Below are 22423 nucleotides of genomic sequence, written 5' to 3'. Positions count from 1 at the left end.
CCTTGATGGATCAATGCTCCCGGAAGGACAGCCATAGCGATTGGGTGAGCGGCTCCAACGCATATTGCAGCGCCGTCCGCCGCCGCAGGGGCACCAGAACCTGCGCGGGCATCCCTGCCTTCAGGCTAAAATCGCCGCCTCGCACGCTCCTGATGGTTTCCAGTTCGGCGGGCGGTACCATCACCTCCGCCGTGTAGAAGGACGCGCCCGTCTTTTCGTCCTGGAAGCTGTCGGCCGACAGGCGGCTGATCTGGCCGTCCATGATCGGCAGATCTCGCTCATGCAGGCTGTTGAACCGAATCTGGGCCTTCTGGCCGATTTTCAGATCGTCGATATCGTCCGGCGAGATGCGCGCCTCTATGACCAGGCCCGCCCGATCGGGGACGATGTCCATCAGCTTCTGTCCAGGCGAAATCACCCCGCCGACGGTGAAGATACTGAGGCCGACGGTCGTGCCCGTCGCGGGTGCCCTGATCTGGAGCCGAGCAAGTTGGTCCTTCGCCGCGCGATATTTGGGCAGCACTTCGTTCAGCGAGAATTCCACGTCGCGCAATTCCGACGCGGCTCGTTCCTTATAGGCCTTTTCAGCCTCCAGCGCCTTCAGCCGGTTTTCCCCCGCCTCCGCGCCGGAGCGGGCGATGCTGGCGGAAAACTGCCCTTCCTGTCCCTGAAGATCGGCCCGCGCCCGTTCCAGCGCCCTGATCCGCGACTTGGAGACGAAGCCCTTTTCCGCCACGTCGCGCAGGCTGTTCAACTCTTCCCCGATCAGCCGCGCCTGTTCGGACGATGCCGCCAGTTGGGAACGATAGCCGCGCTCGGTCTGCCGAACCTGATCCGCTTGTTGGCGCAGCACGCCGGTCTGCGCCGCCAGCACGGAGGATCTTGCATTGAACTGGGTCAGTTGCAGGCGGATTGCTTCCTCCGCATCCTCCTTCTCCTGCCCCTTCAAGGCGGCGAATTCGGCGGGCCATTCGACATGGCTCGCGCCCAGTTGTTCGGCGATCAGCCTGGCCCGTTGCGCCTTGAGTTCGATATATTGCGCGCCGTACATGCGCGCCTGGGCACGGACTTCGGCGGAGGCCAGTTCCATGAGCGGCTGTCCCTGCCGGACATGCTGCCCTTCCTTCACGAAGATCGCGCCCACCACGCCGCCGTCGCGATGCTGCACCGATTGCCGCTGTCCCGATACAGTGAGCCGGCCGGGTGCATAGGCCGCCGCGTCGAGCCGCGCAAAGGCGGCCCAGCCCAGGAAGATAACGAAGAACAGGACGGCGATGACGATGCCCGACCGCATGTCGCGATCCGGCCGGTCGTCGATCATGTCGGCGCTGCTCCCGGCGGGATAGTGAAGCTCGATGGCACCGCTTGCATCCCTGATCTGAATGTCCCCCATGGCGGCCTTACCCCTCCGCGGTCTGCGACGCAGGATGTTCTTCGGACCGGATCGCCTTTAGCCGCCCCAGCACTTCATCGCGTCCGCCAAAGGCCTCCACCCGCCCGTCGCGCATCACCATGATCTTGTCGACCACGCCCAATATGCCCATGCGGTGCGCGACGATGATGACCGACGCGTTCTTCTTCTTGAGATCGGCCAGCGTCGCCACCAGCCGCACTTCTCCCTCGGCGTCCAGATGCGCATTAGGTTCGTCCAGAAAGACGAGCGGCGGCGCGCCATAAAGAGCCCGCGCCAGTCCCACGCGCTGCGCCTGCCCGGCGGAAAGTCCGCGTCCTCCCCAGCCCAGCGTCAGATTATACCCTCCCGGCAAAGCCTGGATCATGTCGTGCGCGCCGCTCAGCCGGGCCGCCTCGATCACATTGTTGTCGATTGCTTCCCCATCGTCCGACAGGAAATTGCCGAAGCGGGCGATATTCTCCTTGATGGTCCCGGCGAACAGCGACGTGTCCTGCGGCAGATAGCCGACGAAGCCAGCAAGCCGTTCCGATTCCCAATCCTGAATGTTTGCGCCATCATAGCGGATCGATCCACGCAGAGGCTGCGCCGCACCGGACAGCATGCGCAGCAGGGTCGACTTGCCCGCGCCGCTCGGCCCGACGACGGCGATGACTTCGCCGGGTTCGACCGTGAAGCTGATGTCGGCCAATATCGGCTTTTCCTGGCCGGGCGTGAAGTAAGACAGATGCTCGACCGCGATATGGCCGACCGGCGCGGGTAGGCGGGTGAGCGCGATGTCCGCCTCCTTTGCTGCCAGCAAATCGTTCAATGTCTCGTAGCTTGCGCGGGCATGGACGACGTTGCGCCATGCCCCCAGCAACTGGTCGATGGGCGTCAGCGCGCGTCCCACAAGGAAGGAGGAGGCGAAGATCGCGCCCGCCGAAATCTGATTGTCGATGGCCAGCCAGGCGCCGAGGCCCAGGGCAAGCGATTGCAGGATCAGGCGAACGAATTTGCTGATCGCGACATAATGGCCGCCCGCGAAGCTTGCGCTGGCCTGAAGATTGAGCATGGCGCGGCGTTCGATCAGATGCCGCCGCACCAGCGCGCTCCGCATGCCGAGCGCGCGGATCACCTCTGCCCCGGCAAGCGTCTGCTCCTGGCTGACATAGGCCTTGTTCGCGGCCTCATTGGCCTGTTTCAAAGGCGCGTTGGTCTGCCGCTCATTGCAGAAGGCGATGAAGAGGAGAATACCGCCCCCCACCACCGCCAATGCCGCGATGGCCGGGTGGATCAGGAAGCAGACGATGACGTAGACGGGACTCCAGGGGAAATCGAAGAAGGACAGGATCGTCGGCCCGGTCAGAGCCTGCCGCAGCGTGTCGAATTCCCGCAGGGCCTGCTTGTTCATCGTCTCGCCGGTCGAGCCGCGTCCGCTCAGCGTGGTGTCGAGCAACAGGCCGGAAAGCTGCCGGTCGAACCGGATGCTCGCCCGCACCAGCAGGCGGGAGCGCACCTGTTCGAGCAGCGCCAAAGTGCCGATGACGAAGATGATGATGAGGGTCAGGAAAAAGAGGGTGAGTTTGCCTTGTCCCCCAATGACTCGGTCATATACCTGCAGCATGTAGAGAACGGGTCCGATGTAAAGGACGTTCATCAATGCGCTGAATATCAAGGAAAAAAGGAAATGGCGCCTGCATGATGACAGGGCAGCCTTCATCGGACCGGCGGGTTTGCGAAGGTCACGCAACATAAGTTCCGCCTCTTCCTCCGGATCAGCTATGTTATGAGCGCTATATCCGAAGTTTCAGCATAATAGGTTGGCGATTTTTCGTAAATATAACCAACAGCATAGATGCGGAATGGTGCCGCGATGGCACGACTACCTCTTTTGCGCCATTGCCGCTTCACGCCATGGCAATTTGGATTAATCCGTCCATATCCACATGCTCTTCCAACTGAGAGGCAATTTGATCCAGCGCATCATTGACGGAGGCCTGATAGTCGCCCGACGCCGATTCATGGCCGAGCCGCGCCAGAAAGGCGGCGCGCAGCCCGGTGCTGGCGAACAGGCCATGGATGTAGGTGCCCATGACCGTGCCGTCCTTGCTGGACCCGCCATCCGGTCGACCCGCTTCCATGATGGCGAAGGGGCGGGCGCAGTCCGGCCCATGGGTTACGCCGACATGCATTTCATAGCCTGAAAATGCCTGGCCCAGCGCCGTCCCGTTGGTTCGTTCCAATGTCTTGACCGGGGTCAGCCGCGTTTCGACGTCCAGCAGGCCCAGACCATCGACGCCGCCCGGCGGTCCTTCGATGCCGTCCGGATCGTCTATCCTGCGGCCCAGCATCTGATAGCCGCCACAAATGCCCAATATCGGCCGTCCGCGCCGGTGATGAGCGCGGATATCGATGTCCCATCCCTGATCCCGCACCGCCTGCAAATCGGCGATGGTCGCCTTCGATCCCGGCAGGATGATGAGCGCCGCCTCGGCCGGAATGGGCTGGCCCGGCGGCACCATGACGACATCGACGCCCGGCTCCAGCTTCAGCGGGTCGAGATCGTCGAAATTGGCGATCCGGGGAAGGATGGGGCAGGCGATCATCAGCCTTTCGCCCGCGCCGCCCTGCCTGCGTTCCAGCACCACGGCGTCCTCGCTCGGCAAACGCACGGCCTGACCGAGCCAGGGGACGACGCCAAAGCCCTTCCAGCCGGTCAGATGCTCGATATGGCGATAACCATCCTCGAACAGGGCGGGATCGCCCCGAAACTTGTTGATCAGGAAGCCACGGATCATCGCCGCGTCGGCCGGATCGATCACCGCCTTCGTCCCGGCGACGGCCGCGATCACGCCGCCCCGGTCGATGTCGCCCACCAATATCACCGGCACGTCGACGGCCCGCGCAAAGCCCATATTGGCGATGTCGCCCGCCCGCAAATTGACCTCGGCGGGCGATCCGGCGCCTTCCACCACGACGATGTCGCATTGCGCCTGCAACCGGCGATAGCTGGCCAGCACCGCCTCCAGCAATTCGCCCCGCGCCGAGCGGAAGTTGCTGCTTCCCAGCTTGCCGCGCACTTGCCCATGGACGACAAGCTGCGACGTGCGGTCGGCCTGCGGCTTCAGCAGGACTGGGTTCATGTCCGTATGCGGTTCGACGCCAGCCGCGATGGCTTGCAGCGCCTGCGCCCGTCCGATCTCTCCGCCGTCGGCGGTGACGGCGGCATTGTTGGACATATTCTGCGGCTTGAACGGCCGGACGCTATATCCCCGACGGACCAACGCGCGGCAAATCCCGGCGACCAGCAAGGATTTGCCGACGTCCGATCCCGTTCCCTGAAGCATGATGGCAGCCATGACGCGCTCCTGCATGGCGCGCCGGGCCGATACAAGTGTTTATCGGCCTAGAAGAAAAACGCGCTGCGCCGCATTTCCACGGTATCCAGGATCATGCCGCCCGCCATGAAGACGCTGCCCGTGCAGACCAGCGCCAGCAAATGGCCGCCCGTGCCAGGATATTGGTGCATATAGACGATGCCGCGCTCGGTCGCGCCAAGGGCCAGGGCGTAGATCACCAGAAACGCCTCGAACTTCGTCTTGATAGTGAAAAGGCGTTTGATCCGTTCCATCGAGTCCCATCCGGCTTGCCCGCCGTCAGGGAATTAAATCGCCCGAAAGCTGCAAATGGTCAACAAGGGTTAACCATGATTGTTCGATCCGGGCGATCAGACGGGTGTCGGCCAGGTCGTCCGGCGCGATGGCTTCGGGCCAATAGTCCCGCACGATGGCGGCGATGCCGTCCAGCTTCGCCTCGTCCACCAGGAAGCGCGGATCGATATGGGCTGGATCGGCCACCACGCGCAGCCGCAGGCAGGCGGGGCCGCCGCCATTGGCCATGGACTGGCGTACGTCGACCGGCGCCAGCTTCCGGATGGGACCGTTGCCGGCGACCATCTGCTCCAGCCAGCCCCATATGTTCGGCATGTCCCGCGCCTCTGTCGGGAGGACCAGCGCCATGATGCCATCCGGCAATGTCACGAGTTGCGCGTTGAAGATATAGCTGCGGATCGCGTCGGACAGGCTGATGGCGCTGGCGGGAACCTCTATGATCTCCACCGACGGCAGCTTTGCCCGCAGATCGGCGTAGAAGCGCTCCTTGTCGGTAAAGGCCTGTTCATGGGTGAAGAGGACGCGCTCATTGGCGACGGCCACCACGTCATTGTGAAAGGCGCCCGCCGCGATGGCCTCTTCCGACTGCATGACGAACAGGGTGCGATCCGGATCGAGTTGGTGCAGCCGGGCGACGGCCTTGCTCGCCTCGACATGCTGGCGGGCGGGGAAGGGGCCTCCAGACTGGCCGTAGACGAATATCTCCACGCCCGCCGCGCCATGATGATCGCACAGGCGCATATGGTTGGCCGCGCCCTCGTCACCGAAGGGGGCGGGGATGGGGTCGTGGACCGCAAAGGCGTTCCGGTCGGAAAAGGCGATCCGTAACTGCGCCAGCGTCTGCGGCCATTCATGGCTGCGATGCGGCATGGTGACGAGATTGGCGACCGTCAGGTGGGTTCGCCCGTCCGCCGTGTCGGCTGCGGGCGAAACGGTGGCGGCATTGGCCGCCCACATGGAGGAAGCCGACATGGCGGCTGCGCGGATATGCGGCTCCGCATCGCCGATATCGGTGCCGAGCGCCGCCAGCCACGCTCCGTCGGGCCGCCACTGGGGCAGGAACAGCCCCTGCGTCAGGCCCAGGCGAAGATTGGAGCGCATCTTCTCTATCCCCTGCAAGGCGGCCGCCCTGGGGTGCGACACCGCGCCCGCATTGCGCGCCGACGCCAGATTGCCGAGGCTCAGGCCCGCATAATTATGGCTGGGGCCGATCAGGCCGTCGAAATTGATCTCCCTTGCCGTCATGCCCGTTCCGCCATGGTGAAATTCTGCCCCGGCTCCAGCCCCAGCAATTGCGCCGACGCTTGGTCGAGCGATACGCCGCCATCCTCCCGTTCGAGCGCGAAGCCATAGGCGCAGCGATAATCCGCCAGAATCCCGGTGGCGATCAGCACCTTGTCCCCACCCTTTTCATGGACGGCGGCCAAGGTGACATCGGCGGCATGGGCAATGGTGCGCAGGGCGTTGATCTGTCCCACCATGGTCGGGCCGCCGTCGAAAATATCGACATAGCCGGGATTGGTGAAGCCTTCGGTCTCCAGCATCCGCATCGCTGCCCGGCCATTGGGGTGCGGCATGCCGATGACGCCGCGCGCGCTGTCGGTCAGCATGGCGGTGTAGATCGGCGTCTTGGGCATCAGGTCGGCGATGAACTGGTTGCCGTTGACGGCGTTGAATTCGTCCGCCTCCTGAAAGCTCATGCCGAAGAAGCGTCCGGCGAGGCCATCCCAGAAGGGCGATCCGCCCGCCTCGTCGATCACGCCGCGCAGTTCCGCGATGATCCTCTCCCCGAAACGGGCGCGATGATTGCGGATGTAGAGATAGCGGCTGCGCGCCAGCAGCAGGCCCAGACCCTCGGCCCGCTCGCGAGGGTGCAGGAACAGGCCACCCACTTCCGTCGACCCCTCCAGATCGGTGACGAGCGAGAGCATCTCCGCCCGGAAGGTCCGGGAAAGTTCGCGGCTATGCTGGGTCAGTACGCCCAGCCGGTAGGAATAGAAGGGCCAGCTTTGCCCGACCTTGCTGAAAATCTGGCAGGTGCCGCGAACCTGACCGGTCTGGCCATTTTCCAGCACCATGACGATCAGTTCATCGTCGACGCTTTCGGTTTGGCGCGACAGGGCCTGTTCGGTCCGTTCCAGCTTGGCGGCAAGCGATTTGCGGTCGGGCGGCAGGTTGGTGAAGCCGCCGCCGGTCAGCTTGGCCATCTCGTAAAGGGTCTGTAGATCGTCGGCGCGTGCGGTGCGCATGAAAAAACTCACGCCTTCATCCCCTTCGTGAAACGTCCTTCGGCAATCCGGAGCAGCGCCAGGGCCGACAGTTGTGCCCGTTCGGCGAGGCTGTCGACGATCAGATATTCGCAATCGCTGTGAATATCGCCGCCGCGCACGCCCATCGTGTCGACCACGGGCACGCCGCAGGCCGCGATATTATTGCCGTCGCACACGCCACCCGTGTCCCGCCAGGCGATGGGAAGGCTGAGGTCTGCCCCGCATTGCTGGACCAGCCTGAACAGCGCCTCCGCCTGCGCATCCATCGGCTTGGGCGGGCGGCCGAAGCCGCCATGGCCGTGCAGCGTCACGTCATGATCCCGCGCGACCTGCGCCATCGCATCCTTCAGCAATATGTCGGCGGCCTGTTCGTCGGCGGGCGTCCTTGGTCGGAAATTGACGTGCAGCACGGCATGGTCGGGCACGACATTATTGGGACTGCCGCCCTCTATCCGTGCCGGATTGCAGGACAAGCCGGTGTTGCTGCCCGCCTTCAGCCGCAGCGCCAGATCGGCGGCGGCCAGCAGCGCGTTTCGCCCGTCCTGCGGATTGCGGCCCGCATGCGCGCTTCGGCCGGTGACGATGATGGCGAAATTGCCGCTGCCCGCCCGCGCACCCGCCAAAGTCCCGTCGGGCAGGGCGGGTTCATAGGTGAAGGCGGCCAGCTTACCCGCCGCGACCTGCCGCAACAGGGCGGCCGAGGAGGGGCTGCCCACTTCCTCATCGCTGTTGATGATGACGTCATAGCCCAGCCGCTCCGCGCCCGGCGCTGTCTCGAAGGCGCTCAGGGCCGCAAGCATGACGGCAAGTCCGCCCTTCATGTCCGCTACGCCCGGTCCGTTCAATGTGGCCGGATCGACCCATCGCAGCGCCTGAAAGGCGTGATCCGCCGGAAAGACCGTGTCCATATGCCCGGTGAGCAGGATCTGCACGGGCGCTTCCGGCCGGACGGAGAGGCGCAGATGGTCGCCATGGGCGATCAGGTCCAACCGGCCGTCGGGACGAACCGCCTCTACAGGGTCGGGATCGACCAGAGAAATCGCGCCCGGCAATCCGGCAAAGGCATCCGCGAGCATGGCCGCCATCGTGGCGAGGCCCGGCAGATTGCGCGACCCGCTGTTCACCCCCGCCCATTTTTCAGTCCGGGCGAGCATGGGCGCGTCTGCCGCGCTTTCCATGACGCTCCGTTCGAACGACGAAATGCCTCTCATCCCGTCGATCCTATCAGAGCGGAGGCGGCGCCTCCACCCCCGACCTAAAAGTCATAAGTGAGGGTCAGGCGGCTCAAAGTATCGAAATCCCGCGCCGACAGCAGCGTTTCCGATTCATACAGGACGTTATAGGAAAAGGCCGCCGACCAGCGCGTCCCAACTTTCGTCACCAGCGATGTCAGGGAATTGAGCGTGTAGACGTCGCTTTCCGCATAGCCGGACGCGACCTGCTTGAAGGTCAGGGTGGGCGCCAGCCGCCAGGCGAAGTCCATCGACGCGCGCGCGCCCAATTTGGTCTCGCGTTCGCCGATGATATATTTGGCATGACGGATGGAGGGACCGGCATCCACCGAAAGGTCGATCGGTTCGCTGACGATCAGCTTGTAACCGATGCCGGCCGAGGCGGTGTAACGCTCGTCATAGCCGATGGACGTGTCCCGTTCGAACTGGACGAGGCCATAGGCAAAGCCCCTGGGGTCGAATTCGTAGCGCGGTTCATAGTTGGCCGTGTAGCGTTCGCGTGACGTCACGCCGTTGGCGCGGCGGTAATCGATGCTGGCGGCCAGCTTGTGCGACCATTGGATGCCCGTCCGCCTGATCGCCGCGCTGGCGCTGATGCCGATTTCGCTGGTGGAACCGGTGGAGCGGAACCCGCCGGCCTCGATCTTTCCTGTCCATAGCTCGGTGAAGCGGGCTTCCCGGATCACCTTTTCCTGCGTGGCCCTGGTCCGGTCCTTCCAACTGTTGACCATGCGCTGGATTTCGTCGGCGGAACCGGGGTTGGTCTGCTTGGCGATCTTCGCCACCGTCGCGATCTCGGTCTCATTGCCGTTGGCGATCGCCGCTTCCAGCATCTCCCTGACGGCGGGCGGCAGGAATAGGGGGTAGTCGGCCCAGGCCGGGGTCGACAGCAGCAGGGGAATGACGGCCAGGCAATGACGCATGCGCCTGCACGGCAGGGTGACGGATTTCAGCACTCCTTCAGATCAAGTCCCTGAATTCCTGCAATATGTCGCGATAGAGCTTGCGCTTGAAGGGCACGATCAGGTCCGGCAGGCTTTCCGGATCGGCCCATTTCCATTCGCGGAATTCGGGATGTTCCGTCTGGATGTCGATATCCCCGTCAGTGCCCAGGAAACGGGCGAGGAACCAATATTGCCGCTGGCCGCGATATTTGCCGCCCCACAGCTTGCCGATCAGTTCCGGGGGCAGGTCGTAGAAATGCTCCTCGCGGGCCTTGGCGATGATCTCCACATGGTCGCGGACGATGCCGGTTTCCTCATGCAGTTCGCGCAGGGCAGCGGTCTTCATGTCTTCGCCGTCGTCGATGCCGCCCTGCGGCATCTGCCAGGCCTCGACCACATTATCGATCCTCTGGCCGACGAAAACCTGACCATCCATGTTGACGAGCATGATACCGACGCAAGGCCGGTAAGCGTGTTCTGAATCATTCGGCATCGACGCCATCATAGTCCCTGATCGTTATCCCGGCATGTCGTCGGGCATGTCACTTTGTGCAGTGCGAGAATAAGCGGCGGTACGCGCCGCGTCCATGGAGGAAAATCCCCGAAGCGGCGATTTGTGCAGCGCTTCGCATCAAATGGTTGCAAAGGCTTGGAAGCGCGCACCGCCCATGGCATGCCCCGTTCATGTCGACCCCCGTTCTGCTATGGCTTCGTCAGGACCTGCGCCTTGCCGATCAGGCTGCGCTGGCCGCCGCCGTGCGGGAGGGGCCGGTGATTCCCGTCTATGTGCTGGACGATCAGGCGCCCCGTCAGTGGAAGATGGGCGGGGCTTCCCGCTGGTGGCTGCATCATAGCCTGGCGAGCCTGGACGCGAGTCTGCGGGAAAGGGGTTCCCGCCTGATCCTGAGGCAAGGCGATAGCGTCGAGCAGCTAGTGGCCATCGCGGAGGAAGTTGGAGCGCGGCGCGTCCATGCGTTGCACCATTATGAGCCATGGTGGCGCAATGCGGAGAAGGCGGTCGCCAAGAGACTGGACCTTTGCCTGCATGACGGCGGCTTGCTGCTGCCGCCGGGCGCGGTGCGGACGGGCGGGGGAAGCAGTTACCGGATATATACCCCCTTCGCCCGCGCCGTGATGGAGCAGATGCCGCCCGCGACGCCGGTGCGCGCGCCTTCCCGCATCGATGCGCCTTCGGATTGGCCGACAAGCGATTCGCTGGCCGACTGGGACCTTCTGCCTGCGAAACCGGATTGGGCGGTCGCCTTTTCCAGCGACTGGACCCCCGGAGAGGCCGGGGCGCGGGCCAATGTGGCGGCATTTCTGGACGAAGCGGCGGATTATGACGTGGCGCGGAACCTGCCGTCTCAGGAAGGGACGTCGCGTCTTTCGCCTCATCTTCATTTCGGGGAGGTTTCGCCCGCCTATGTCTGGCACCGGATCGTCGGAACGGGGGATGACGCGACGACCTTCCTCAAGGAACTGGTCTGGCGCGACTATGCCCATACGCAAATCTGGGCCATGCCCACTTATGGTTCGGAAAATGCCCGCCCGGCTTTCGACGCCATGCCGTGGCGCGACCTTCGAGCGGCCGGAAGCGACTTCAAGGCGTGGAAGACGGGGCGGACGGGCTATCCGATCGTGGATGCGGGCATGCGCCAGCTTTGGACGACCGGATGGATGCACAATCGCGTCCGGATGATCGCGGCGAGTTTCCTGATCAAGCATCTGCTGATCGACTGGCGGCATGGCGCGCGCTGGTTCTGGGATACGCTGGTCGACGCCAGCTACGCCAACAACAGCGTCAACTGGCAATGGGTTGCGGGCAGCGGCGTCGATGCCAATATCTTTTCCCGCATCATGGCGCCCCTGACCCAGTCGGAGAAGTTCGATGCCGCCGGCTATATCAGGACGTGGGTGCCCGAATTGGCGCATCTGGACGATGAACATATCCATGACCCCGACGCCCATGGCGTCTGCCCGCCAGATTACCCGGCCAAGCGCATCGGCCATCGGGAGGGGCGGGAAAGGGCCCTGGCCGCCTGGGGCCATGGCAAGCGATGATTGCGATGCCGTAAACCATGGGGCAGAGTGGCAATATGAACGCCATTGATCCCCGTCGCGGCAGGGCGGCAGTGCCGGTGAGGAGACCGCTGGACCGTCGCCGCCATGGCTGGCCGGAGCAAATCGCGGCCCATTTGTTCCACAAGCTGCTCGACCGCATTGATCTGGGGCTGGAGAAGGGGGCGCTGCACGCCTTTCTGCCGGACGGCAGCCAGCGCCTGTTGGGCGGTCGCGCAGCGGGGCCGGAATGCGAGGTGCATCTGCTGCGCTGGCGGGCGCTGCTTCGGCTGATCGCTGGGGGATCGGCGGGCTGGTACCGGGCCTGGGCGCGGGGGGAGTGGAGCAGTCCCGACCCGGTTCCGCTGTTCGCGCTGTTCATGGCCAATGCCGTCAGTCTGGGCAATGTCGCCCGGCCGCACGGCCCTGCGCGCTGGATCGGCCGGGCGGTGCACTGGGCGCGCCGCAACAGCCGCAAGGGCAGCCGCCGGAACATCGCCTATCATTATGATCTGGGGAATGATTTCTACCAATTGTGGCTCGACCGGGGGATGCATTATTCCAGCGGCCTGTTCCGCGATCCGGACGATCGGATCGAGAGTCTGGAGCGGGCGCAGGAGCGTAAGGTCGACGCCATTCTCGACCGGCTCGACCTGAGCGAGGGCGATTCGCTGCTGGAGATCGGTTGCGGCTGGGGCGGTCTGGCCGAGCAGGCGATGGCGCGTTGTCCGATACGCTATGACGGGCTGACCTTGTCGGTGGAGCAGGCGCATTATGCCCGTGACCGGCTGGGATCGGGGGCGAACGTCATCTTGCAGGATTATCGCGACGCCCAGGGGCAATATGACGCCATCGCCAGCGTGGAGATGGTGGAGGCGGTGGGGGAACGTTACTGGCCCGCCTATCTGGAAGCGATTGCCCGTCTGCTGAAACCCGGAGGTCGGGCCGCGGTTCAATATATCTTGATCGATGACGCGATATTTGAAGGCTATGCCCGTGGGGCGGATTTTATCCAGACCTATATTTTTCCGGGCGGCATGTTGATTTCGGAAAGCCGTTTTCGCGCTCTGGCGGAGGCGCAGGGTCTGGAATGGCGGGATGTGCGCCGCTTTGGACTGCATTATGCCGAAACGCTGCGGCGGTGGCGCGAACGTTTCGACCGGGTGATCGACAAGGGATTGCTGCCGGCCAGTTTCGACCAGCATTTTGTCGATCTGTGGCGCTATTATCTGATCTATTGCGAAGGCGGGTTTCGTGGCGGCGGGATCGATGTCGCGCAGGTCACGCTGGTGAAGCCGGTTTAGAATGAGGAGTTCGGTTTGGAAAGGCGGACCTATCCTGTTCCTCCCCATCGGGAGATGGGGAGGGGGACCGGCCGAAGGCTGGTGGAGGGGAATAGGGCACGACCTCCGAATCTTCCCCTCCACCACTCGCTATGCGAGCGGTCCCCCTCCCCACGCTTCGCGTAGGGAGGATTTACCCGGCTGTGCTAGTCGATGCGCGTCCGGTAGCCATCCGGTCTATCCGCGATCACCAGGTCCAGGATCGCCTGTCCCACGACGGCCGGTTCTTTGAGGGTCGCCGGGTCTTCACCCGGAAATGCCCGCGCGCGCATGGCCGTGCTGGTCGCGCCCGGATCCACGATATGGGTGCGGATGGCTGAGATATTCTTCACCTCTTCGCCATAGGCGCTGACCAGCGTTTCCAGTGCCGCCTTCGAAGCCCCATAAGCGCCCCAGTAGGCCCGCGGCTGCGTACCGACGGAGGAGGTGAGGGCCACCACCCGCGCATTGCCGCTGGCCCGGAGCATGCCGTCGAAAGCCGCGATCAATGCCTGAGGCGCGGCGACGTTCAGCGTCAGGACGCGCGAGAATTCCTTCGCGTCGACGGCCGGGACCGACGCCAGACTGCCCAGCGTCGCCGCATTCAGGACCAATATGTCCAGTGCCTGCCACCGCCCCGAAATGGCGTGGGCCAGCCGCCCGATGCTTTCCCCGTCGATCAGGTCCAGCGGCGCGATGGTCGCGCTGCCGCCCGCCTGGTGGATGCGGTCCTCCACCTCTTCCAGCCCGCCATTGGTGCGCGCGGTCAGGATGACATGCGCCCCGGCGGCGGCCAATGCTTCCGCCGTGGCGGCGCCGATGCCGCGACTGGCTCCGGTGACGAGGGCTAGCTTGCCGGAAAGAGGCTGTGTCGACATGGAAATTCCCTCATCAGGGTCGGTAAAGGAACAGGCCCGAAGGCGAAGCGCTTCGGGCCTGTCGAATAGCGGAAAAGAAAGCGGTCAGACCACCCGTTCGGCCAGCAGTTCGAGCTGGTTCTGCACCACGGCTTCGTCCTGGTCGGTCAGCGTGGTGGGATAATCGCCGGTGAAGCAGGCGTCGCAATATTGCGGCCGAATGTCGGCCCGCTTCGCCTCTCCCAGCGCCTTGTACAGGCCGTCGATGGAGATGAAGGACAGGCTGTCGGCATGGATGAAGTCCTGCATTCCGCCAATGTCCAGCCGATGCGCCAGCAGCTTGGTCCGTTCCGGCGTGTCGACGCCATAGAAGCAGCTATGCCTAGTCGGCGGGCTGGCGATGCGCATATGCACTTCCTTGGCGCCCGCTTCGCGCATCATCTGCACGATTTTCAGGCTGGTGGTGCCGCGCACGATCGAATCGTCGATCAGGACGATGCGCTTGCCCTCTATCAGGGCGCGGTTGGCGTTATGCTTCAGCTTCACGCCCAGATGGCGGACCTTGTCGCCGGGCTGGATGAAGGTGCGCCCGATATAGTGCGAGCGGATGATGCCCAGTTCGAAGGGAATGCCCGACTGCTGGGCATAGCCGATCGCCGCCGGGACGCCGCTGTCGGGCACGGGAATGACATAATCCGCCTCGACCGGATTTTCGATGGCGAGCTGCGCGCCGATGGCCTTGCGCACCGAATAGACGCTGGAGCCGTCGACCACCGAATCGGGGCGGCTGAAATAGACATGTTCGAAGATGCAGGGGCGCGCGTGCGTTTCGCCGAACGGGCGGTGGCTGCGCACTTCGCCGTCATGGGTGACGATGACCAGTTCGCCCGGATCGATGGAACGGACATGTTCCGCGCCGACCACGTCGAAGGCGACGGTTTCCGAAGCGAAGATGATCGAATCCCCCAGCTTGCCCATCACCAGCGGCCGGATGCCCAGCGGATCGCGGCAGGCGACCATGCCTTCGGGCGTCATGACGATCAGCGAATAGGCGCCCTCCACCTGCTTGAGCGCGTCGATGAACTTGTCGAGCAGGGTGCGGTAGGTGGAGGTGGCGACCAGATGGATGATGACTTCGGTGTCGGAGGTCGACTGGAAGATGGAACCGCGGCGGATCAGTTCCCGACGCAGCTTCATGGCATTGGAGATATTGCCGTTATGCGCGACCGCGAAACCGCCGGAACTCAGTTCCGCATAAAGCGGCTGGACGTTGCGCAGCGAGGTTTCGCCCGTGGTGGAGTAGCGGACATGGCCGCAGGCCGCGCCGCCCGGCAGGCCGCGAATCACTTCATCGCGGTCGAAATTCCCGGCCACATGTCCCATCGCCCGGTGGGTGTGGAAATCATGGCCGTCCCAACTGGTGATGCCGGCTGCTTCCTGACCCCGATGCTGGAGTGCGTGAAGGCCAAGAGCCACCATGGCGGAAGCGGTTTCAGCGTTGAAAACGCCGAAAATGCCGCATTCCTCACGCAGCTTGTCGTCGTCGAACGGGTTCGTCGTAAACATGGGTTTTTGATGGTCCATTGCCAATCCTGTCCGCTCCCATCGGGGCGGCTTTCGCGCGCATATAGTGCGTCGGGGACGATTTGTCGCCTGTCTGTCACAAAAAAGGCGCGGCAAAGGACCGAACGCGATTTCCCGGCGATTTAAATAGGGCAAAAGGCCCACTGGCCTTGAGGCATCGGGAAAGCTAATAGCCTCTTCTCATGCATCGTTTCGCCAATCCTGCACGCTTCCTCAAAATTGCCCGGCCGCTGACGGTCTGGCTGTTCTGGCCGGGGCTTATCCTGCTGCTGATCGGGGCGGGCTGCGGCCTGTTCGTGACGCCGGCCGACTATCTTCAGGGCGATACGGTGCGCATTCTCTATATTCATGTGCCCGCCGCCTGGCTGGGCATGGGGGGATGGACCGGCATCGCCGTAGCCGCGCTGATGCAACTCGTGTGGCGCCATCCACTGGCGGCCATTGCCGGACGGGCCATCGCCGTGCCGGGGGCCTTCTTCACCGCGATCTGCCTGATCACCGGTTCGATCTGGGGGCGGCCGACCTGGGGCACATGGTGGGAATGGGACGGGCGCATGACGTCCATGCTGGTGTTGTTCTTCCTTTACCTCGGTTATATCGCGCTCGGCAATGCCAGCGCGCGGCAGGGGAACGGTGGAGGGGTCAGCCCCGTGACCGCGATTTTCGGGCTGGTTGGGGCGATCAACATCCCGATCATCAACCGGTCGGTGGTGTGGTGGAACAGCCTGCATCAGGGGCCGAGCATCACCCTGCGCGGGTCGAGCATCGATACGGCGCTGCTCTGGCCGCTGGGGTTAACCTTGCTTGGATTCACCTTGCTTTTCGCTGCAATCGTGCTGATGCGCATGCGCGCCATATTGGCGCAGAACAAGGTCGAGGCGCGGATGCAGCGTCTGGCGCGAGGGTGATGCTATGAACCAGTGGGCTTTCGTCATCGGCGCCTATGCGCTGACCTTGTCGGGGACCGGGCTGATCAGCCTGCTGAGTTGGCGCGCCATGCGCGGCGCTGAAAGCAGGGCGTCGGCGGACCGGGCATGAAGGCGAAGCATCAAAGGCTGATCCTGGCGCTGGTCGCTCTGGTCGCGCTGATCGGCGCGGGCCTGCTGGCGGCTTCCGCGCTCAAGGATGAGGCGGCTTATTTCTACGCTCCCCACGACGTGAAGACCAAGGGCGTTGAGCCGGGCAAAGCGATCCGGCTGGGCGGCATGGTGGTGAAGGGCAGCCTCAAACGGGCCAGCGATGGCGTCACGGTTCATTTCGACGTCACTGACGGCAAGGCGACCGTTCCGGCGAGCTTCAAGGGTATAACCCCCGACCTGTTCCGCGAAGGTTCGGGCGTGGTCGCGGAGGGGGCGTTTGATGTTGGGGGCACGTTCCAGGCCACCAATCTGCTGGCCAAGCATGACGAGCGTTACATGCCGCGCGAGTTGGAAGGCATGCAATATGACGAGAAGAGCCACAAGATGAAGGTGGACCGGTGAAGCGGGGGCGTTCATGATCGCTGAAGCGGGTTTGGCCGCATTGTGGCTCGCCGCGTCGTTGGCGCTGCTTCAATTGGCGCTGGCGGCGATTGGGCTGGCGGGGGGCAAGAGCGAACTGCTCGGCGCCGTGCGGCCTGTGGCGGTGGCGCAGGGGGGGCTGACGGCGGTGGCCTTTGCCTTGCTGATCACCTTGTTCCTGCGTTCTGACATGTCGGTCCTGCTGGTCGTCACGAACAGCCATTCGATGAAGCCCTGGCTTTACAAATTCGCGGGAACCTGGGGCAATCATGAAGGGTCGATGCTGCTCTGGGTCACGGTGATGGGCGTCGCGGGCGCGGCCGTCGCCCTGTTCGAGCGGGCCTTGCGGCGCGAAACCCATATGGCGACTTTGGGCGGGCAGGCGGCGATCAGTCTGGGCTTTTATGCCTTCCTGCTGTTTGCCTCCAATCCCTTTGCGCGGATCGATCCTCCGGCGGCGGACGGGCAGGGGCTTAACCCGCTGTTGCAGGACCCCGGCCTCGCCTTCCATCCGCCGACGCTTTACCTTGGCTATGTGGGCTTGTCCGTGGCCTTTTCCTTTGCGGTAGGGGCGCTGCTGACCCGGCAGGTGGACGCGGCCTTCGCCCGCGCCATGCGGCCATGGGTGCTGGGCGCGTGGATTTTGCTGACGCTGGGGATCACCGCGGGCAGCTATTGGGCCTATTATGAATTGGGCTGGGGCGGCTGGTGGTTCTGGGACCCGGTGGAAAACGCCTCGCTCATGCCCTGGCTGGCGGCCACGGCGTTGCTGCATAGCGTGACGGTGCTGGCGACCCGCGACGCCCTGCGGGCGTGGACGGTGATGTTGGCGGTGGTGGCTTTCTCCATGTCGATGGTCGGCACTTTCCTGGTCCGGTCGGGCATATTGACCAGCGTCCATGCTTTTGCGGTCGATCCGGAGCGCGGCACCTTCATTCTGGCGCTGCTTGGCATCTATATCGGCGGGGCGCTGGCGCTGTTCGGCTGGCGCGTGGGCGCGGTTCGGGAGGGCGCTCCGTTCGAACTGGTCAGCCGGGAAACGATGCTGGTCGTCAACAATTTGCTGCTTTCGGTGATATTGGGGCTGGTGCTGATCGGCACGCTCTATCCGCTGCTGACCGAAGCCTTCGGCCATAAGGTGTCGGTGGGCGCGCCCTATTTCGACCGTATCGCGGGCCCCATCGCTCTGGCTCTGATGATCGCGATGATCGTCGGCCCGCTGACCCGCTGGCGGCGCGACCGGATGCGGGAAGTGACCCGGCGCTTGGCGGTTCCGCTGGTGGTGGGGGGACTGGTTTTCCTGACGCTGGCGGCATTGGCCTGGGGCCGGATCGGTATTTTACCTTTCCTGGGTCTGGTGATTGCGCTGGCGGTTGGCGTGGGGAGCATTGCACCGCTCTGGAAGCGCAATCTGCGCCGGACGCCGCTCTTTACCTGGGGCATGGTGATCGCCCATTTGGGCTGTGCGGTCAGTCTGGCTGGCATGGCCTGCGATTCTGCCCTTACGGTGGAGAAGCTGGTCGCCGCCCGTCCCGGCGACACGGTCGAGACGGCTGGCTGGACGCTTCGTTTCAAGCAGATATTGCCGATTGCGGGCGATAATTGGACCGCGCTTCAGGCTGACATGGAAGCGAGCCGGGGCGGTGGAGAGCCTGTCCTGATCCATCCGCAGTCGCGCTTTTTCGCCTCTCCGCCGACGACCACGACGGAGGCGGCCTTGCTGACGCGCTGGAATGGGCAGCTCTATGTCGTGCTGGGACAGGAGGCGGATGAGGGGCGTTGGCAGCTTCGCATCTGGTGGAAGCCATTCGTGACGCTGATCTGGTTCGGCGGCTTCCTGATCGCATTGGGCGGCGCGCTGGCGCTGGTCGGGCGGGAGCGGCGCGGCTGGCTGCTTAAATGGCGGGCGCGGAAGGCCGTGGAGGCTGCCGCATGAGGAAGCTGCTCATCTGGTTGCCGCTGGCGTTGTTCCTTGGCTTTTTCGGGCTTTTCGCGAGCGGACTGCTGCGTCCGGACGACCGGATCATCAGTTCTAAACTGGTGGGCAAGGCGCTACCCGCCTTCGTCCTGCCTGCCGCCTCGAGCGACCGGCCGCCGCTGGCGAGCGCGGAACTCGCCACTGGGAAGCCGCGCCTGCTCAATATCTTCGCAAGCTGGTGCGTGCCCTGCGCCGCCGAAGCGCCGCAATTGCTGGCGCTCAAACAGGCGGGCGTGGAGATCGACGCCATCGCCATCCGGGACGCGCGGCCCGATGTGGACGCCTTCCTCAAACGCTATGGCAATCCCTATTCCCGCGTCGGCCTGGATGCGCGGAGCGAGGTGCAGATCGCGCTGGGATCGTCCGGCGTTCCCGAAAGCTTCATCATCGATGGCAAGGGCCGCATCGCCTATCAGCATGTCGGCGACATCCGGGAGGATGACGTGCCGATGATCCTCGACCGGCTGAGGAACGCGCAATGAGGATGCTGATCGCCCTGCTGGCGCTGATGCTGGGCGCGCCCGCCTTCGCCCAGCCCGCCTTCGCCCAGTCCGCGCTGCCGCCCGCACCCTATGCCGACCGCCAGATCGACGACCCGGCGTTGGAGAAGAAGGCGCGGACGCTGATGGAAACGATCCGCTGCCTGACCTGCCAGAGCCAGTCCATTGCCGACAGCAATGCCAGCATGGCGGGCGATCTGCGTTCGCAGGTTCGCGAAAGGATCATGAAGGGCGAGGAGCCTGAACATATTCGCGCCTGGCTGATCGAGCGTTATGGTGACTGGGTGAGTTACGAGCCGACCGCCGAACCCATCCTGTGGCCGCTTTGGGCCGCGCCGCTGGTTCTGCTGGGGCTGGGGCTGCTGCTGCTGCGCGGTCGGATCAAGCGGGGGAGGCGGTCATGACCGGTTGGATCATCGCCGCGCTATTGGTTATCGTCGTCAGCGTGGGACTGGTCGCGATTGGCCGGATTCCGCGTTCGACGTGGGAAATCGCCGCTGCTGCGCTGCTATTCGGCCTTGCCGGCTATGCCTGGCAGGGGCGTCCGGGACTGGCGGGTTCGCCCCGGCAGGCGGCTGACAAGGGCGGGGCGGCCTTTGACGAAAAGCTTGCCGAACAGCGCCGTGGCCTTGCCGAACGCTATGGCGAGGCGGGCCAGTGGTTGATGCTGTCCGACGCCCTTGGACGTCAGGGGAAGACGAAGGACGCCGCGAACGTCCTGCTGTCGGGTCTTCGCGCCACGCCTGACGATCCCAATCTGTGGCTGGGATTCGGCAATGCGCTGGTCGCGCATGCGGGCGGGGTGCTGTCTCCCTCTGCCGATTTCGCCTATCGCCGCGCCATGGCGATTGATCCGGAAGGTCCGGCGCCCCGCTATTTCTACGGATTGGCGCTGGCCCGTGCCGGGCAGCTCAGGGAGGCCCGCGCTCTCTGGGCGCCGCTCGCCGCCAGCGCGCCGGAAGATAGCGAGGTCAGGAAGGAACTGGAAAGCAACATTGCGCGTATCGACGCCATGCTTGGGTCCGCCAACCGATAAGCGATCAAAGCCGCAGCGCCATCATTGCCTCCACCCTGGAGCCATGATAGGGCGCGGCGGTTTGCGGGGGCTTATGGAATGACAAGACGGGCCTCTTCCCCGTTCGGGTGTCCAAAGATCATGACAATTCGGCATTTTCTTCATGGCTGACGAGATCACCGGCAGCGACTTGCGCGCCGATGACGAAAGCGCCCATGATCACGGTCATGCGGGACAGAAGGCCACGCTGAAGCTGGTGGTCGGCGCGATCGGGATCGTGTTCGGGGACATCGGCACCAGCCCGCTCTACGCATTCCGGGAAACCTTCGCCGGGCATCATCATCTGGACCTGGACCCGGACCATATATTGGGCGTCATCAGCCTGATGTTCTGGTCGATGATGCTGGTCGTGACGCTGAAATATGTCACCGTCATCATGCGCGCCGACAATAAGGGAGAGGGCGGCAGCCTGGCCCTGCTGGCGTTGATCAACGGCCAGACCAAGACGCAGCGATGGTCGCGGGGAATCGTCCTGTTGGGGGTGTTCGCGACATCGCTCTTCTACGGCGATTCGATGATCACGCCCGCGGTTTCCGTGCTGTCGGCGGTGGAGGGGCTGGCGGTCTATAATTCCGACCTTGCGCCGCTGATCCTGCCTGCGGCCGTCCTGATATTGCTGGGCCTGTTCTGGATACAGGGATTGGGGACCAATCGCGTCGCTTCGCTGTTCGGCCCGATCATGCTCTTCTATTTCCTGACGATCGCGGTGCTGGGCATCCTGAGCATCGTCAAGACGCCGGGCATCCTCTACGCGTTCAACCCCTATTGGGCCGTCATGTTCTTCGTGACCGACCCGCTGCCCGCCTTCCTGGCCCTGGGCGCGGTCGTGCTGGCGGTGACGGGGGCCGAAGCGCTCTATGCGGATATGGGCCATTTCGGACGCAGCCCGATCCGCGTGTCATGGCTGACCTTCGTCCTGCCTGCCCTCATGATGAACTATATGGGGCAGGGCGCGCTGCTGTTTCGGGAGGGGGCGGCGGCGCTGCACAGCCCCTTCTATTATCTGGCGCCGCAATGGGCGCAATTGCCGCTGGTGGGCCTGGCCACGCTGGCCGCGATCATCGCCAGCCAGGCGGTGATTTCCGGCGCTTTCTCCGTCACGCAGCAGGCGATCCAGCTTGGTTTCATGCCTCGCCTGCGGATCGCGCATACCAGCGCGTCGACCGCCGGGCAGATATATATCCCCCTCATCAACTGGGGGTTGATGGTCATGGTGATACTGCTGGTGCTGGTGTTCCAGACCTCTTCGAACCTGACCGCCGCCTATGGCATCGCTGTCACCGGCGCGATGTTCATCGACAATGTGCTGTTGACCGTCCTGCTCTATCGGCTTTGGAAATGGCGCTGGTATTATTCCGTGCCGCTGCTGGCGGTGCTGTTCCTGGTGGATGGCGCCTATCTGGCGGCCAACCTGACGAAAGTGCCTGCGGGCGGCTGGTTCCCGCTGCTGATCGGCTTCGTGATCTTCACGCTGCTCACCACCTGGTCGCGGGGACGGCGGCTGGTGCAGGACCGGCTGCGCGAAGCGGCCATGCCGATCCCCGTCTTCGTCGCATCGGCGGCGAACAGCGCCGTTCGGGTGCCCGGAACGGCGGTCTTCATGACCTCGACGCCCGACGGCGTGCCCCATGCACTGCTGCACAACCTCAAGCACAATAAAGTGCTGCACGAGCGGGTCATCCTGCTGACCGTCAAGATCAAGGATGTGCCCGTGGTCGAGGATGACGGGCGGTGCAGGCTGGAGGATTTGGGCCGGGGCTTTTTCCGTCTGGTCCTGCAATATGGCTTCATGCAGGAACCGGATGTTCCCGCCGCGCTCAAAAATGTGACCGGTTGTGGTGAGGCGTTCAGGATGATGGATACGAGCTTCTTCCTGGCCCGGCAGACGCTGCTGCCGTCCGCCAAGCCGGGCATGCCGCTGTGGCGTGAGAAGATATTCGCCTGGATGCTGCGCAACGCGGAAAGCGCGATGGAATTCTTCCGCCTGCCTACCAATCGTGTCGTCGAATTGGGCAGTCAGGTCGAAATCTGACGAAAAAA

Annotated in this window: 21 protein-coding genes; 10 read left to right on the top strand and 11 right to left on the bottom strand. The window is 64.0% G+C overall.

The window, feature by feature from the left end; genetic code table 11:
- Positions 1-10: 10 nt before the first annotated feature.
- The 9 genes from BV95_RS11010 to BV95_RS10970 form a co-directional block, all read right to left on the bottom strand.
- Positions 11-1393, bottom strand: coding sequence for an HlyD family type I secretion periplasmic adaptor subunit (locus BV95_RS11010; protein WP_037451388.1), 1383 nt, complete (start codon positions 1391-1393; stop codon positions 11-13).
- Between the two features lie 7 nt (positions 1394-1400).
- Complete coding sequence (locus tag BV95_RS11005) at positions 1401-3113, bottom strand: type I secretion system permease/ATPase (protein WP_081873352.1); 1713 nt, start codon at positions 3111-3113, stop codon at positions 1401-1403.
- A gap of 187 nt (positions 3114-3300) precedes the next feature.
- On the bottom strand, positions 3301-4752 hold the full coding sequence (locus BV95_RS11000; RefSeq protein ID WP_037451459.1) for a cobyric acid synthase: 1452 nt from the start codon (positions 4750-4752) through the stop codon (positions 3301-3303).
- 47 nt (positions 4753-4799) lie between these two features.
- Positions 4800-5024: a hypothetical protein gene (locus BV95_RS10995; RefSeq protein ID WP_037451386.1), complete on the bottom strand. Its 225-nt coding sequence runs from the start codon at positions 5022-5024 to the stop codon at positions 4800-4802.
- A 25-nt stretch (positions 5025-5049) separates the two neighbouring features.
- The gene (locus tag BV95_RS10990) at positions 5050-6309 is read right to left on the bottom strand and encodes an N-succinylarginine dihydrolase (protein ID WP_037451383.1); all 1260 of its coding nucleotides are present in this window, start codon (positions 6307-6309) and stop codon (positions 5050-5052) included.
- A complete protein-coding gene (locus tag BV95_RS10985; protein ID WP_037451381.1) occupies positions 6306-7325 on the bottom strand; it encodes an arginine N-succinyltransferase in 1020 nt (339 codons plus the stop codon). The genes BV95_RS10990 and BV95_RS10985 overlap by 4 nt, the downstream gene beginning before the upstream one ends.
- Complete coding sequence (locus BV95_RS10980; RefSeq protein WP_037451378.1) at positions 7322-8545, bottom strand: hydrolase; 1224 nt, start codon at positions 8543-8545, stop codon at positions 7322-7324. Before BV95_RS10980 ends, BV95_RS10985 begins: the two co-directional genes overlap by 4 nt.
- 44 nt (positions 8546-8589) lie before the next feature.
- Positions 8590-9489, bottom strand: coding sequence for a DUF481 domain-containing protein (locus BV95_RS10975; RefSeq protein ID WP_037451376.1), 900 nt, complete (start codon positions 9487-9489; stop codon positions 8590-8592).
- A 37-nt stretch (positions 9490-9526) separates the two neighbouring features.
- Positions 9527-10012, bottom strand: a complete 486-nt coding sequence (locus tag BV95_RS10970; RefSeq protein ID WP_037451456.1) for an RNA pyrophosphohydrolase — start codon at positions 10010-10012, stop codon at positions 9527-9529.
- A 182-nt stretch (positions 10013-10194) separates the two neighbouring features.
- On the opposite strand from BV95_RS10970, the gene BV95_RS10965 reads away from it, so the two are divergent.
- Positions 10195-11571, top strand: coding sequence for a cryptochrome/photolyase family protein (locus BV95_RS10965; RefSeq protein ID WP_037451373.1), 1377 nt, complete (start codon positions 10195-10197; stop codon positions 11569-11571).
- 35 nt (positions 11572-11606) lie between these two features.
- A complete protein-coding gene (locus BV95_RS10960; protein ID WP_037451370.1) occupies positions 11607-12872 on the top strand; it encodes an SAM-dependent methyltransferase in 1266 nt (421 codons plus the stop codon).
- A 185-nt stretch (positions 12873-13057) separates the two neighbouring features.
- On the opposite strand, the gene BV95_RS10955 is transcribed toward BV95_RS10960, so the two are convergent.
- Together BV95_RS10955 and purF are read right to left on the bottom strand one after the other, a co-directional pair.
- The gene (locus BV95_RS10955; protein WP_037451367.1) at positions 13058-13768 is read right to left on the bottom strand and encodes an SDR family NAD(P)-dependent oxidoreductase; all 711 of its coding nucleotides are present in this window, start codon (positions 13766-13768) and stop codon (positions 13058-13060) included.
- Positions 13769-13852: 84 nt separating this feature from the next.
- Positions 13853-15313, bottom strand: coding sequence for an amidophosphoribosyltransferase (gene purF / locus BV95_RS10950; RefSeq protein ID WP_234703152.1), 1461 nt, complete (start codon positions 15311-15313; stop codon positions 13853-13855).
- A gap of 200 nt (positions 15314-15513) precedes the next feature.
- On the opposite strand from purF, the gene ccmC reads away from it, so the two are divergent.
- From ccmC to BV95_RS10915, 8 genes are all read left to right on the top strand, one after another.
- Positions 15514-16239 (top strand): heme ABC transporter permease CcmC, encoded by a 726-nt coding sequence (gene ccmC, locus BV95_RS10945; RefSeq protein WP_037451363.1) that lies wholly within the window; start codon positions 15514-15516, stop codon positions 16237-16239.
- Between the two features lie 4 nt (positions 16240-16243).
- On the top strand, positions 16244-16369 hold the full coding sequence (locus tag BV95_RS24745) for a hypothetical protein (protein WP_013846764.1): 126 nt from the start codon (positions 16244-16246) through the stop codon (positions 16367-16369).
- On the top strand, positions 16366-16812 hold the full coding sequence (ccmE, locus tag BV95_RS10940; protein WP_037451362.1) for a cytochrome c maturation protein CcmE: 447 nt from the start codon (positions 16366-16368) through the stop codon (positions 16810-16812). Before BV95_RS24745 ends, ccmE begins: the two co-directional genes overlap by 4 nt.
- Positions 16813-16825: 13 nt before the next feature.
- Positions 16826-18766, top strand: coding sequence for a heme lyase CcmF/NrfE family subunit (locus BV95_RS10935; protein WP_037451357.1), 1941 nt, complete (start codon positions 16826-16828; stop codon positions 18764-18766).
- Positions 18763-19290, top strand: coding sequence for a DsbE family thiol:disulfide interchange protein (locus BV95_RS10930; RefSeq protein ID WP_174544423.1), 528 nt, complete (start codon positions 18763-18765; stop codon positions 19288-19290). Before BV95_RS10935 ends, BV95_RS10930 begins: the two co-directional genes overlap by 4 nt.
- Positions 19287-19712: a cytochrome c-type biogenesis protein gene (locus tag BV95_RS10925; RefSeq protein ID WP_037451352.1), complete on the top strand. Its 426-nt coding sequence runs from the start codon at positions 19287-19289 to the stop codon at positions 19710-19712. Before BV95_RS10930 ends, BV95_RS10925 begins: the two co-directional genes overlap by 4 nt.
- Complete coding sequence (locus BV95_RS10920; protein WP_037451347.1) at positions 19709-20344, top strand: tetratricopeptide repeat protein; 636 nt, start codon at positions 19709-19711, stop codon at positions 20342-20344. The genes BV95_RS10925 and BV95_RS10920 overlap by 4 nt, the downstream gene beginning before the upstream one ends.
- 142 nt (positions 20345-20486) lie before the next feature.
- Entirely contained in the window at positions 20487-22415 is a 1929-nt protein-coding gene (locus BV95_RS10915; RefSeq protein WP_037451345.1) for a potassium transporter Kup, read from the top strand.
- Positions 22416-22423 lie beyond the last annotated feature (8 nt).

Source organism: Sphingobium chlorophenolicum (assembly GCF_000722875.1).
In the GTDB taxonomy this organism is placed as follows: Bacteria; Pseudomonadota; Alphaproteobacteria; order Sphingomonadales; family Sphingomonadaceae; genus Sphingobium; species Sphingobium chlorophenolicum.
Note: the sequence above shows the minus strand (reverse complement) of the source record. Positions and strands in the feature narration are given on the sequence as shown.